The 12,461-nt window shown below is 70.4% G+C and carries 13 protein-coding genes; 1 reads left to right on the top strand and 12 read right to left on the bottom strand.

Annotated features, from left to right (window positions below; translation table 11 throughout):
- Nucleotides 1-31: 31 nt before the first annotated feature.
- From MZC64_RS02620 to MZC64_RS02605, 4 genes are all read right to left on the bottom strand, one after another.
- Entirely contained in the window at nucleotides 32-1,441 is a 1,410-nt protein-coding gene (locus MZC64_RS02620) for a MinD/ParA family protein (protein ID WP_247755476.1), read from the bottom strand.
- A gap of 97 nt (nucleotides 1,442-1,538) precedes the next feature.
- Nucleotides 1,539-2,501: a c-type cytochrome biogenesis protein CcsB gene (gene ccsB, locus MZC64_RS02615; RefSeq protein WP_247755475.1), complete on the bottom strand. Its 963-nt coding sequence runs from the start codon at nucleotides 2,499-2,501 to the stop codon at nucleotides 1,539-1,541.
- Nucleotides 2,501-4,084: a cytochrome c biogenesis protein ResB gene (locus MZC64_RS02610; protein ID WP_247756223.1), complete on the bottom strand. Its 1,584-nt coding sequence runs from the start codon at nucleotides 4,082-4,084 to the stop codon at nucleotides 2,501-2,503. The genes ccsB and MZC64_RS02610 overlap by 1 nt, the downstream gene beginning before the upstream one ends.
- Before the next feature lie 8 nt (nucleotides 4,085-4,092).
- Nucleotides 4,093-4,872 (bottom strand): cytochrome c biogenesis CcdA family protein, encoded by a 780-nt coding sequence (locus MZC64_RS02605; protein ID WP_247755474.1) that lies wholly within the window; start codon nucleotides 4,870-4,872, stop codon nucleotides 4,093-4,095.
- A gap of 161 nt (nucleotides 4,873-5,033) precedes the next feature.
- Between MZC64_RS02605 and MZC64_RS02600 the strand changes: the two genes are divergently transcribed.
- Nucleotides 5,034-6,050, top strand: a complete 1,017-nt coding sequence (locus tag MZC64_RS02600) for a M64 family metallopeptidase (RefSeq protein WP_247755473.1) — start codon at nucleotides 5,034-5,036, stop codon at nucleotides 6,048-6,050.
- 18 nt (nucleotides 6,051-6,068) lie between these two features.
- Here the strand turns inward: MZC64_RS02600 and MZC64_RS02595 are convergent, their stop codons facing one another.
- The 8 genes from MZC64_RS02595 to MZC64_RS02560 all read right to left on the bottom strand — a co-directional run bounded on the left by MZC64_RS02595 (nucleotide 6,069) and on the right by MZC64_RS02560 (nucleotide 12,442).
- Complete coding sequence (locus MZC64_RS02595; RefSeq protein WP_247755472.1) at nucleotides 6,069-6,647, bottom strand: TlpA disulfide reductase family protein; 579 nt, start codon at nucleotides 6,645-6,647, stop codon at nucleotides 6,069-6,071.
- Nucleotides 6,644-7,273, bottom strand: a complete 630-nt coding sequence (locus tag MZC64_RS02590) for a histidine phosphatase family protein (protein WP_247755471.1) — start codon at nucleotides 7,271-7,273, stop codon at nucleotides 6,644-6,646. Before MZC64_RS02590 ends, MZC64_RS02595 begins: the two co-directional genes overlap by 4 nt.
- Nucleotides 7,270-8,607 carry a glutamate-1-semialdehyde 2,1-aminomutase gene (gene hemL, locus MZC64_RS02585; protein WP_247797656.1) on the bottom strand — a complete coding sequence of 446 codons (1,338 nt, stop codon included), beginning with the start codon at nucleotides 8,605-8,607 and terminating at the stop codon, nucleotides 7,270-7,272. Before hemL ends, MZC64_RS02590 begins: the two co-directional genes overlap by 4 nt.
- A 45-nt stretch (nucleotides 8,608-8,652) precedes the next feature.
- Nucleotides 8,653-8,835 carry a hypothetical protein gene (locus tag MZC64_RS02580; protein ID WP_247755469.1) on the bottom strand — a complete coding sequence of 61 codons (183 nt, stop codon included), beginning with the start codon at nucleotides 8,833-8,835 and terminating at the stop codon, nucleotides 8,653-8,655.
- Nucleotides 8,836-8,837: 2 nt separating this feature from the next.
- The gene (locus tag MZC64_RS02575; RefSeq protein ID WP_247755468.1) at nucleotides 8,838-9,296 is read right to left on the bottom strand and encodes a hypothetical protein; all 459 of its coding nucleotides are present in this window, start codon (nucleotides 9,294-9,296) and stop codon (nucleotides 8,838-8,840) included.
- Between the two features lie 94 nt (nucleotides 9,297-9,390).
- Entirely contained in the window at nucleotides 9,391-10,593 is a 1,203-nt protein-coding gene (locus MZC64_RS02570; RefSeq protein WP_247755467.1) for an ABC transporter permease, read from the bottom strand.
- The gene (locus tag MZC64_RS02565) at nucleotides 10,590-11,306 is read right to left on the bottom strand and encodes an ABC transporter ATP-binding protein (protein ID WP_247756221.1); all 717 of its coding nucleotides are present in this window, start codon (nucleotides 11,304-11,306) and stop codon (nucleotides 10,590-10,592) included. Before MZC64_RS02565 ends, MZC64_RS02570 begins: the two co-directional genes overlap by 4 nt.
- 17 nt (nucleotides 11,307-11,323) lie before the next feature.
- Nucleotides 11,324-12,442, bottom strand: a complete 1,119-nt coding sequence (locus MZC64_RS02560) for an efflux RND transporter periplasmic adaptor subunit (RefSeq protein WP_247755466.1) — start codon at nucleotides 12,440-12,442, stop codon at nucleotides 11,324-11,326.
- Nucleotides 12,443-12,461 lie beyond the last annotated feature (19 nt).

Genomic DNA, 12,461 nt, shown 5'->3' with positions numbered 1-12,461 from the left:
CGCCCCGGCGCAGGTCAACGGGTGCTGAAGATCAGCGGGCCCGGGAGCGGGCGACCGCGTGCGGGAAGTCATCCGCCACGGTGGCCGCCAGTTCCAGCATGGCGATCCGGGTGTTCGGCGCGAGGCGTTCCAGCTCGATCTCCGCGCCCTCCTCCAGGTGCGGGTCGAACGGGATCCGGCAGACCGCGCGGCAGCGGGCCGCGAAGTGCTCGCTGAGCCGGTCCAGGTCGACCTTGCCGGAGCCGGGCCGGACCGAGTTGATCACGGCCACCGAGCGGGAGACCAGTTCGCGGTAGCCGTGCGCGTCCAGCCAGTCCAGGGTGGCCGAGGCACTGCGGGCGCCGTCCACCGAACCGGAGGAGACGATCACCAGCGAGTCGGCCAGTTCCAGCACGCCCTTCATCGCGGAGTGCATCAGGCCGGTGCCGCAGTCGGTGAGCACGATGTTGTAGAAGACCTCCAGCAGCGCGACCGTGCGGCGGTAGTCGTCCTCGCTGAACGCCTCGGACACCGCCGGGTCCTGCTCGCTGGCCAGCACCTCAAGGCGGCTGGGGCCCTGCGAGGTGTAGGCGCGCACATCGCTGTAGCGGCGGATCCGCTGCGCGTCCCTGAGCAGGTGCCGCACGGTGGCGGTGGTCTCCAGGGGGATCTTCTGCGCCAGGGTGCCGCGGTCGGGGTTGGCGTCCACCGCGACCACCCGGTCCCCGCGCAGCGAGGAGAAGGTGGAGCCGAGGCTGGCCGTGGTGGTGGTCTTGCCGACCCCGCCCTTGAGGCTCAGCATGGCGATCTTGTAGCAGCCGTGCACCGGCTGGTTGACCCGGGTGATCAGGTCCCGGCGCTGGACGTCGGCCGGGCTCTCACCGAGGTTGAGCAGGTGGCCGGAGGCCTTGTAGACCGCGCGCCGCCAGCCTGCCGAGGGCGGCCGCTTGGTCTGCCGGAGCAGCTGCTGGGAGGACAGGTCCTGCTGGCCGGGATGCTGCGGGCGCGGCTGGGCCTGCGCCTGCTGCGGGTAGCCAGGCGGCGGGGCCTGCTGCGGCTGGTACTGCTGCTGAGGCTGGTATGCCTGCTGCGGCTGCGGGCCGGAGGCGGTCTGCTCGACGTAGTAGGCGCCCGAGGAGTTCGGGTCGACCTGGTGCGGGCCGGAGGGGCCACCGCTGACCGGGTAGGGACCGGACGGGCCACCGCTGACCGAGTACGGGCCGGAGGGCCCGCCACCGACCTGGTACGCGCCAGACGGGCCGCCGCCGACCTGGTTCGGGCCGGAGGTGGAGGGGTCCACCCGGTACGGGCCGGACTGACCGCCGCCCACCTGGTAGGCGCCGGAGGTGGACGGGTCCACGTAGAGCGGTTCCGGCTGTTGCCCGTGCTGGCCCTGCTGCTGTTTTTCCGGCGGCACCCACTGGACGTTCTGGGTCTCGGGCTCCTCGTACCGTCCGGTCACCGTTGGAGTCCTCCATCGCCGGCGTCGCGTTTGTCAACTCCTGCGACGGTAGCCGCCAGGGCGGGGAGCGTGCGAGCCGGGGTGGCGGTGTGTCGGGTCAGACTCCCGCGTAGGAGTGCAGGCCGGCCACCACCATGTTGATGAAGAACAGGTTGAACACCACGGTGGCCCAGCCGAAGATGTTGATCCAGGCGGCGGGCTTGCCGCGCCAGCCCGCGGTGGCCCTGGCGTGCAGGTAGGCGGCGTAGACCACCCAGGAGACGAACGCGACGGTCTCCTTCGGGTCCCAGCCCCAGTAGCGGCCCCAGGCGGATTCGGCCCAGATCGCCCCGGCGATGATGCCGAAGGTGAGCAGCGGGAAGGCGAACACGGTCACCCGATAGGAGATCCGGTCCAGCGTGTCGGCCTCGGGCAGCTTGGTGGCGACCCTGGCGAAGCGGGCCGGGTTGGCGTCGTGGGCCTTGCGCACCAGGTACAGCATGCTGGTCACGCCGGGCAGGATCAGCAGCCCGCTGCCGATGACGATCACCGAAACGTGGATGACGATCCAGTACGAGCGCAGCGCGGGCACCAGCGGCGCGGCCTTGGCGTACAACACCGCCCAGGCCAGGAACAGCAGGATCACCAGTGGCAGCAACACGAACAGCCCGAGCCTGCGGATGTTGTGCCTGCGCAGCAACACCAGCCAGGCCACCACGCCGACCAGGGCCACCGCGGAGACGTACTCGTACATGTTGCCCAGCGGCATCCGGCCGGTGGCGAACCCGCGCAGCAGCAGCGAGGCGAAGTGGAACACCGCGCCCAGCCCGGTCAGCAGCACGCCGATCCGGCCGGCCCGCTCCGGCACAGTGGCCCGCGGCGGCTCCACGATCACACCCGGCCGCGGCGGCTCGGGCACGACCGGCGCGCCCGCCCCGACCAGCTGACCGGCCTCGGCCCGCTCGGGCTTGCGCCCGAAGGCGTACTCCGCGGCGTAGGCGCCCATGGCCAGCACGTACACGGCCAGGCCACTGGCGTAGGACCAGTCGCTGTAGGTGGACAGGGTCTCGTTGACCGCCATCACTTGTCCTTTCCACGTGCCGCGAACAGCTCGGAGGCCACTCGGGTGAACTCCTCGCCGTAGCCAGCCTGGTCGGTGCGCGCGAGGCCACCGACCTCAATCAAAGTACGACCATCCCCGGCGGGGCTCAGCCGGACCCACAGCCGCCGCCGCTTGATGATCAGCGACAGCCCAAGCCCGACCAGCACCGCCAGCCCGGCCAGCAGCACCGCGAACTGGGCCGGGTCCGAGGAGACCTGCAGCGAGACCCACGGCACCACCCCGTCGAAGCGGACCTTGGTGCCGTCGTCGAGGGTGACCTCCTCGCCAAGGGCGAGGTTCTTGCGCAGCACCTTGGTCAGCCTGCCGGAGTCGACCATGGACTTGTCGATCTCGAAGATGGACTGGCCGCGGCCGGACTCGTTGCCCAGGTCGCCGCGGTAGATGTCCACCGCCACCGCCGGATCGCTGGCCGCCGGGAAGATCGAGGTGAGCACCGAGCCGTGGTAGCCGGCGGTGGGCGCGAACAACCCGGTGATCGCGAGCTGCTTCTTGCGCCGTTCCTCGGAGTCGGTGACGCCCGGCGGGTCGAACTTGGTCGCGCCCTCCGAGAGCAGGGTGACCATGTCCATCGGCTTCCACTGCACCTCCCCGACGCGCTGCTCGCCGCCGGGGAAGGTCACCACGAAGCGGGGCGCGTAGCCGGTGCCGAGCAGGTAGACCCGGTCGCCGGAGAGGCGCACCGGGGAGTTGACCTCCAGCTCGGCGGTGCGCCAGTTCGTCCCGGACAGCTCGTGCTCGTCCTGGTAGGCGACCTTGGCCCGGTACACATCGGGCTGCAGGTCGTCGAAATAGCGGCTCTCCATGCTGTCCACCCGCACGCAGAACGGGTTCAGCTCGGTGCCGTCCACGGTCAGGCCCGGCCGGAAGGAGTCGTAGGCGTAGATGCCGGAGTTGCAGAACTGGGAGCCGTTGGCCAGCACGATGACCTGGCCCTCGTAGCCGAACAGCTTGCCTGCCGCCATCCCGAGCAGCAGCGCGACCAGGGCGAAGTGGAAGACCAGGTTGCCGGCCTCGCGGGTGAACCCGCGTTCGGCGCTGACCGTGGCCACGCCCTCGTCCTCGGTGCGCTCGATCTTGCGCCAGCCGCGCAGGCGGCCCTTGGTCGCGGCGAGCACTTCCTCGACCGGACCGTCCACGGTGGTGCTCGCGTGGTGCGGCAGCCGGGAGAGGTTGCGCGGCACCAGCACCGGCTGCTGGCGCAACTGGCGGGCGTACTCCACCGTGCGCGGCAGCAGGCAGCCGATCAGCGAGACGAACAGCAGCACGTAGATCGCGGCGAACCAGGGCGAGCCGTAGACGGCGAAGAAGCCGAGGTCGTCCAGGATCGGGCCGAGGGTCGGGTACTGCTTGACGTACTCGGCGACCTTGACCGCGTTCAGCGAGTACTGCGGCAGCAGCGCGCCGGGCAGCGCGGCCACCGCGAGCAGGAACAGCAGGATCAGCGCGGTGCGCATGCTGGTCAGCCCGCGCCAGGTGTTGCGGCCGAAGGCGAGCGCGGCGGCGGCGCGGCCCTGCCGCTGAGGGGTGCTGGACTCGGTCATCTCTTCGCTCACAACGGCAGGGTGAAGTCGGCGACAAGGCTGATCTGGATCCAGGACACCAGCTGCCCCCACAGCCCGGTGACCAGCAGCACGCCCACCAGCACGAGCATCCCGCCGCCGAAGAGCTGCACGCCGCGGGTGTGCCTGCGCAGCCAGCCGGTGGCCCGCACCGCCCAGCGCGCGCCGAGCGCGAGCACCAGGAACGGCAGGCCGAGGCCGAGGCAGTAGGCCAGGATCAGCACGATCCCGCGCAGGCTGCCGCCGCCGGTGCCCGCGGCCACGGTGACCACGCCGGTGAGCATCGGGCCCATGCACGGCACCCAGCCCAGTCCGAACAACGCGCCCAGCACCGGCGCGCCGGCCAGGCCCAGCCGCGGCACGTGGTGCGAGCGCACATCGCGTTGCAGCATCGGCACCAGGCCCATGAAGACCAGGCCCATGAAGATGGTGACCACCCCGCCGACGCGTTGCAGCAGCGGGCCGTTCTCGATCAGCGCGTCGGCCAGGCCGAGCACGCCGAGCATGCCGATGGCGAAGACCACGGTGAACCCGGCCACGAACAGCAGCGCCGCGCCGGCCACCCGCCAGCGGCCGCGGCGGGCCTCGGCGGCCTCGTCGGCGTTGATCGGCGGCTGGTCGGCGCCGACGAGTCCGGCGAGGTAGGAGAGGTATCCGGGGACCAGCGGCACCACGCACGGGGAGGCGAAGGACAGCGTCCCGGCGAGCACAGCCACGAGGGCCGCGAGGAAGAGCGGCCCCGAGATGGCGAGCTGAGTGGCGGGGTCCACGAGTAGCCAGAGTACGTAAGCCGAACGAGGACCTGCTCGCCAGGGTCCGACCATGGCTGCGGCGGTTCACTCCGGCGGGTTCCCACATGACCCTTGACACACTGTCCAGTTGGGACAAACGGAGTCTGGTTCCGGCGGCCCAGGGCACCTAGCGTCTACCCGTGCTTCGCCCTCTCGCCGCACTCGCCGGCGCGCTTTCCACTGCTGCCCTCCTGCTCTCGCTGACCCAGCCGGTGGCCGCCGCCCCGCGGCAGTTCGAGCTTCGCGAGGTCTTCTCCCCGGACGGGACCATCAGCAAGGTCCGGGTCCCGGTCGCGCCGAACCAGCCCGATGTGGCCGACGAGATCCTGGCCCAGATCGGCATCGTGCATAACACCGGCCCGTCTGACCAGCGCTTCGACCTGGTTTTCGTCGGCGACGGCTACACCATGGCCGACTTACCCGCCTACGAGCAGCATGTGCGGGAGAAGTGGGCCGAGCTGGCCCAGGTGGAGCCGTTCAAGTCGCTGACCGGGCACCTCAACGTGTGGCGGGTGGACGTGGTGTCCACCGACTCCGGCGTGGACCACGACCCGGCCCAGGGCGCGCTCAAGGAGACCGCGCTGGACATGGGCTTCTGGTGCCAGGGCCGCAGCACGACCGAGCGGCTGCTCTGCGTGAACGAGGGCGCGGCCCAGCAGTACGCCGCGCTCGCCCCGCAGGCCGACCAGGTGATCGCGCTGGGCAACACCGCCAAGTACGGCGGCGCGGGCGGTCCGGTGGCCACCGCGGCCGGCGGCAACCCGCAGGCCGGGCAGATCGCCATCCACGAGCTGGGCCACTCCATGGGCGGGCTGGCCGACGAGTACTTCTCCCCCGGCGACCCCTACACCGGCCCGGAGCTGGCCGAGCCGAACGCCTCGGTGCTGACCGAGGCGCAGATGCGCGAGCAACAGGTGAAATGGCATGCGCTGATCGGCCAGCCGACCCCGGACGGCGGCGTGATCGGGGTCATCGAGGGCGGGCGCTACCAGGAACGCGGCATCTTCCGGCCCAGCCAGGACTCGATCATGCGCACCCTCGGCCGGGAGTTCAACCTGATCGGCCGCAAGGCGATGACCGACGCCATCCTGGCCAAGTCGCAGCCGCCGGCGGACCCACTGGCCCTGCTCCGGCAGCTGCGACTGCTGCCGAATTAGCGGACTTCTCCGCTGTGTCTACTTCTCCTGGGAAATTTCCTTCACCACCGGCAGCAGTTCGCTGTCAGTGAGCTTGCTCAGGAACACCGCGGCCACCCGGTGCTGGCGGTCCAGCACCAGGGTGGACGGGACCGCGTTGCGCGGGTAGCCGCGCAGGCCCAGCAGCGACCGGCCCGGCGGGTCGTAGATCGACGGGTAGGTCTGCTTGTGGTCGCGCACGAAATCGGCCGGGGCGCTGCGGATCTCATCCCGCACGTCGATGCCGAGGAACTGCACGCCGGAGTCCTTGGTCTGCTCGTAGACCCGCTCCAGATCGTCCACCTCGTCCCGGCAGGGCGCGCACCAGCTGCCCCACAGGTTGAGCACCACGACCTTGCCGCCGAAGTCCGAGACCTTGAGCGTCTTGCCCTGCTCCAGCAGGCTGTCCCCGCTGATCTCGGGCGCCTTCTGCCGCTGCGCGGGCTCGTACCGGATCCGGGACTGACCGCCGGGGGCGACGAACTGGAACTCGCCGCCGCCGGCCACCACCGCGTCGGTGCCGGTGGCGCACCCGGTGAGCACCAGGGCCGCGAGCACGGCAGGGAGCAGCCGCCTCATGCCCCGGTCACCCGGGGATCGGTGCGGCCGACCGGTTCGCTGTAGGCGATCCGGACCAGCTCCTCGTCCTGGAAGACCAGGCTGGTCAGCGAGGCCAGCGAGCACTGGCGGCGACGCGGGTCGTGCCACATCCGGCGGCCCTCCAGGAACCGGCGCACGGTCCAGATCGGCAGCTGGTGGGACACGCAGACCGCCTCGTGCCCGGCCGCGGCCACCCTGGCCCGGTGCACCGCGCCGAGCATCCGGTGCGCGATGTGCAGGTACGCCTCGCCCCAGGACGGGCGGAGCGGGTTGTACAGCTTGGGCCAGTGCCGCGGTGAGCGCAGCGCGCCGTCGCCGACGGAGACCTTGAGGCCCTCGAACTTGTTGCTGGACTCGATCAGCCGGTCGTCCACCGCGACCTCCAGCTGATGCGAGTCGGCCAGCGGCCGGGCGGTCTGCTGCGCGCGTTCCAGCGGCGAGGCGACCACGTGCGTGATGTCCCGCTCGTTGAGGTACTCGGCGACCAGCTTGGCCTGCTGCTGCCCCGCGCCGGAGAGCCGGAACCCGGGCAGGCGGCCGTAGAGGATGCCGTTGGGGTTGTAGACCTCGCCGTGCCGGAGCAGGTGGACCACGGTGCGTGTCACGAGTTCTCCTTGGCTGCCGCCGCGGCCGCCGCCGCGTGCGGCAGGGCCTCGGTGATCCGCTCGAAGGCCGCGTCATCCAGTGCCGCGGAGACGAACCACGCCTCGAAGGCGCTGGGCGGGGCGTACACGCCACGAGCCAGCAGCTCGTGGAAGAACGGGGCGAACCGCCAGGTCTGGGCCGCCTTGGCGCCCGCGTAGTCGCGGACCGGGTCCTCGGTGAAGAACACGCTGACCAGGTTGCCCGCGTACTGCACCCGGTGCGGCACGCCCTCGGCGGTGAGCGCGTCGCCCAGCAGCGAGCCGAGCTTGCGCGCGTTGGTGTCCAGCGCGGTGTAGACCTCGGCGGTGGCGTTGCGCAGCGTGGCCAGGCCCGCCGCGACCGCGACCGGGTTACCGGAGAGCGTGCCCGCCTGGTAGACGGGACCGGCCGGGGCCAGCTTCGCCATTACGTCCGCGCGCCCGCCGAAGGCCGCCGCGGGCAGCCCGCCGGACATGACCTTGCCGAAGGTGTAGAGATCGCCCGCGACCCCCTCCAGGCCGAACCAGCCTGCCGCGGAGACCCGGAACCCGGTCATCACCTCGTCCATCACCAGCAACGCGCCGTTGGCCGTGCACAGCTGTTTGAGCAGCGCGTTGAAGCCCGGCTCCGGCGCGATCGCGCCCATGTTGCCCGCGGCTGCCTCGGTGATCACACAGGCGATGTCCGCGCCGTGCGTCGCGAAGACGGTCCGCACCGCGTCGACGTCGTTGTAGGGCAGCACCAGGGTGTCCTCGGCGGTGGCCCCGGTGACGCCCGGTGTGGTGGGCAGGCCCAGCGTGGCCACCCCGGACCCGGCCTCGGCCAGCAGCGCGTCCACGTGCCCGTGGTAGCACCCGGCGAACTTGACCACCTTGCGCCGCCCGGTGAACCCGCGGGCCAGCCGGATCGCGCTCATGGTGGCCTCGGTGCCGGAGTTGACCAGCCGCACCTGCTGCACCGGCGCCACCCTGGAGATGATCTCCTCGGCCAGCTCGATCTCACCCTCGGTCGGCGTCCCGAAGGACAACCCGCTGGTCGCGGCGGTGCGCACGGCTTCGACCACCGCGGGATGCGCGTGTCCGAGGATCATCGGCCCCCAGGAGGACACCAGGTCGACATACTCGAAGCCGTCAGCGTCGGTGAGGTAGGCGCCCTGGCCGGACACCATGAACCGCGGCGTGCCGCCCACCGACTGGAAGGCCCGGACCGGCGAGTTCACCCCGCCCGGCGTGGCCTTGGCCGCCCGGTCGAATAGCGCGCGGGAGGTGGCGACGGAGGCTTCGTCACTGCGTTTGCTCACTGGCGTCGACGTCACTTGTCCAGTGTCGCAACCCCCGGTCGGGTGGTGTCGTGGGGGCTGTCAGCACTCGACCGCCATGATCACGATGACGTGGACCGATTCGGTCCGGTGCTCCACCCGGGCGAACGCGTTCCCGCTCGGAACCTCGATCCGGTGTTTGGTGTGGTTCCCGGACGGCGGCGGATTCTGCGCCCACACCGAGATGGCGCCCCGGATCTGCTCACGACGCGGGGCACTCAGCATCTCTAGGGTTTTCCGGGCTCGTTCTTCGTACTCGACTCGGTAGCCAGCCATGACCATTGCCCCCTGTCTTCGGGCGTGACGCCCTCTTCGAACCATTCCGGCGCGGGATTCATCCTTGACGCGACGGTGTCGTCGTCGCCGTCCTCGATCGCTTCCAGGATTTCCTGGGTCGAGGTGTCATGCAGGATTACCGCGGTTTCTCCCCATTCAGCGGCGAGATCCGCCAGCCGATGGAATGGGACCTCAAGCATCTCCTGGCGGAACTTGGAGGCGAGGCCGGGCGGCAGCAGGGCGAGGGTGTCGCTGATCGTGGTCGGGTAGGTGTGGAACTGGAGGTCGGGCGGGGTCGGCGGCAGGGGCTCCGACAGGTCGCGGCGCAGCTGGGAGCGCTCGGCGTACTTCGAGACCCAGCCGTTCTTCTCCCGGACCTCGGGGGGATGCCACTCGAATGCTCCGGCCATGTCCGCCATGGTGGCACCGAGCTTTCATGAACGCCAGGCCCCGGTAATCACTCCACTACTGTGGGTGACTACCAGGGCCTGGAGTCACGGAATGTCACTCGTGGCGCAAAGCCTGGATCGGATGCAATTTACTGGCCCGGTTGGCTGGAAGCGCACCGAAGAACAGGCCGATCAATGCCGACACCGCGAATGCCAGCAATACCGACTCCGGCACCACGACCAATTGCAGGCCGCGAATGCTGAACTGCCCGGCGATGACGCCGACCACCACGCCCAGGAATCCGCCGAACATGCTCAGCATGGTGGCCTCGGCCAGGAACTGGCCCATGATGGCGCCCCTGGTGGCGCCGATGGCCTTGCGGATGCCGATCTCGCGGGTCCGTTCGGTGACCGTGACCAGCATGATGTTGGTGATGCCGACCCCGCCGATGAGCAGCGCGATGCCGCCGATCGCCAGGATCAGGTAGGTCAGCACCGTGTCGATCTGCCTGCTGCTGCGGGTCAGCTCGCGCGGGTCGCTCACCTCGAAGTCGGCTGGCTTGTCCGCGTCGATCCGGTGCTTGGCGCGCAGCACCTGGTTGATCGCGGCCCTGGCCGCGTCCATCTTCTCCACCGAGTGCGCCTGCACCATGAACTGGCTCAGCGGCTGCTTCGGCCCGGTCAGGGTGTTCTGCAGGGTGGACAGCGGCATGGCCAGCATCTCGTCGGTGGAGCGGCCGCGGCCACCCTCACCGGCTTCCTCCAGCACGCCGACCACGACGAACTGCATGCCGCTGATGATCACCTGGCGGTTGACCGGATCGGCGCCGTTGAACAGTTCCTTGGCCAGCTTGCCGCCCATCACGATGACCTTGCGGGACTCGGTGACGTCGGCCTTGCTGAAGTAGGTGCCCTTGGCCAGCAGGGCGTTGTTGAGCTGGAAGTAGTCCGGGTGGGTGCCCAGCACCTGGGCCTGGTCCTTGGTGCGCACCCCGTCGTTGACCGAGCCCGAGGTCCACACCCCCGGCACCACGGCCTTGATCTTGTCGGCCAGTTCGGGCGCGGCCAGCGCCTCGGCGTCATCCAGGGTCAGCGGCCGGCCGGGGCCGGCTTCGGAGTAGCGCTGGTAGACGCTCAACGTGTGCGCGCCCAGGCTGTTGATGCTGTTCATGATCATGTTGGAGGCGCCCTGGCCGACCGCCACGATCGCGATCACCGAGGCCACCCCGATGAGAATGCCCAGGGTGGTCAGGATGGAGCGGAGCTTGTTGGCCAGCAGGCCGCGCACCGCGGAGAAGAGGACCTCGCCCAGTCTCATCGGGCCACCCCCACCGCGTGCCGGGCCGAGTTGTTGTGTTCCTCGTGCACGATCTTCCCGTCCACCATGTGCAGCACCCGGCGGGCGTGCTCGGCCACATCGCGCTCGTGCGTGATGACCACGATCGTCCGGCCTGCCGCGTTGAGGTTGTCCAGGATCGCCAGCACCTCGGCGGTGCTCTTGGAGTCCAGGTTGCCGGTCGGCTCGTCGGCGAGCAGCAGCGCCGGTTCGGTGACCAGCGCGCGGGCGATGGCCACCCGCTGCTGCTGACCGCCGGACAGCTCGGTCGGCAGGTGCTTGACCCGGTCGGCCAGGCCGACCGTGGCCAGCGCGGACAACGCCCGGCGGCGGCGTTCGCTCTTGCGCAGCCCCGCGTAACTCATCGGCAGCTCCACATTGGACAGTGCGTTGAACCGGGGGATCAGGTTGAACGACTGGAACACGAACCCGATCTTGTGGTTGCGCACCTTGGCCAGCTGCCTTGGCTTCTGCTCGGCCACGTTCACGCCGTCCAGGAAGTACTCGCCCTCGGTGGCCGGGTCCAGGCAGCCCACGATGTTGAGCAGCGTGGACTTGCCGGAGCCGGAGGCGCCCATGATCGCCACGTAGTCACCGGTGGGCACGATGAGGTCGACCCCGGCCAGCGCGTGCACGGTGGCCTCGCCCTTGCCGTAGGTCTTGCGCACCCCGCGCAGCTCGATGACCGGGCGGATCCCGGGCGCGGGCTGGGTCACCGGGCCACCCGCACCGGCGCGGACTTGCCGGGGAACCCGCCCTCGGGGAAGCGGCCGGGGCCACCGGAGTCGCCCAGCAGCACCACATCGCCCTCGCGCAGACCGGAGGTGATCTCGATGATGTGGTCGCTGCGCACGCCCAGCTGCACCGGGGTCGGCTTGGGCTGGCCGTTGGCCATCACGGTGACCGTGCTCTTGCCGTCCACGGTCTGCACCGCGCCGGAGGGCACCTGCAGCACCGAGTCCGCCTTGGCGGTGGTGACCACCACGTTGGCCGACTGACCGGGCTTGAGTTCGGCGGAGGTCTCGTCCAGCTCCAGCAGCACGCCGTACTGGACCACGCCGGAGGAGCTGGCCGGCATCAGGTCGACCTGCACCACCTTGGCCGGGAACTTCTTGCCGCCCAACGCGTTCACCGCGACCTGGGCGGCCTGGCCGACCTTGACCTTGACGATGTCGATCTCGGAGAAGGTGGCCGCGATCTGGTAGCCGGTGAGGTCGGTGACGGTCAGGAAGCCGCTGCCGGAGGAACTCTGGTTGGGCACCGACGGGACGTCCGGGATGCCGCTGGGCCCGCCACGGCCGCCGCCGGAACCACCCTGGCCACCCGAGCCCGCACCGGACCCCGAGCCGCCGCCGGTGTTGCCCGCGGAGGTGCCGCCACCGCCGGAGCGCTGGCCGACCGCGCCGTTCATCGCGGTGACGGTGCCGGCGAACGGGGCGTAGATGATGGTGGAGCGCACGGCGTCCTGGGCCGTCTCCACCTGCAGCTCAGCCTGCTTGACCTGGGCGTTGGGCCCGGTGGTCGGCTGCTTGGCCTCCTTGGCCGCGGTCACCGCGGCCTTGGCCGACTCCAACTGGGCCTTGGCCGCGTCCAGCTGCGCCTTGGCCTGCCGGTCGTCCACGGTGGCCAGCTTCTGGCTCTTGCTGACCTTGTCGCCGAGCTTGACGAAGACCTTGTTCACGATGGCGCTGGTGCCGAAGTCGACGTTGGCCGACCGGGACGCGCGCAGGCTCGCCGCCGCCGACACACTGTCGACGACCGAACCCCGGCTGACGGTGGCCGTCGGCGGACCCGATGGACCGCGCTCGGCGGCCGAGGTCGGCGACAGCATGCGGTACCCCAGGTATCCG

The sequence above is a fragment of the Crossiella sp. S99.2 genome (assembly GCF_023094165.1).
Classification (GTDB): domain Bacteria; phylum Actinomycetota; class Actinomycetes; order Mycobacteriales; family Pseudonocardiaceae; genus Crossiella.
Note: the sequence above shows the minus strand (reverse complement) of the source record. Positions and strands in the feature narration are given on the sequence as shown.

Coding starts and splice junctions, on each gene's coding strand:
- ccsB (WP_247755475.1), bottom strand. CDS start 2,501: ATGGCGGTCAACGAGACCCTGTCCACCTACAGCGACTGGTCCTACGCC.
- MZC64_RS02610 (WP_247756223.1), bottom strand. CDS start 4,084: ATGACCGAGTCCAGCACCCCTCAGCGGCAGGGCCGCGCCGCCGCCGCG.
- MZC64_RS02595 (WP_247755472.1), bottom strand. CDS start 6,647: ATGAGGCGGCTGCTCCCTGCCGTGCTCGCGGCCCTGGTGCTCACCGGG.
- MZC64_RS02580 (WP_247755469.1), bottom strand. CDS start 8,835: ATGCTGAGTGCCCCGCGTCGTGAGCAGATCCGGGGCGCCATCTCGGTG.
- MZC64_RS02575 (WP_247755468.1), bottom strand. CDS start 9,296: ATGGCCGGAGCATTCGAGTGGCATCCCCCCGAGGTCCGGGAGAAGAAC.
- MZC64_RS02570 (WP_247755467.1), bottom strand. CDS start 10,593: ATGAGACTGGGCGAGGTCCTCTTCTCCGCGGTGCGCGGCCTGCTGGCC.
- MZC64_RS02560 (WP_247755466.1), bottom strand. CDS start 12,442: ATGCTGTCGCCGACCTCGGCCGCCGAGCGCGGTCCATCGGGTCCGCCG.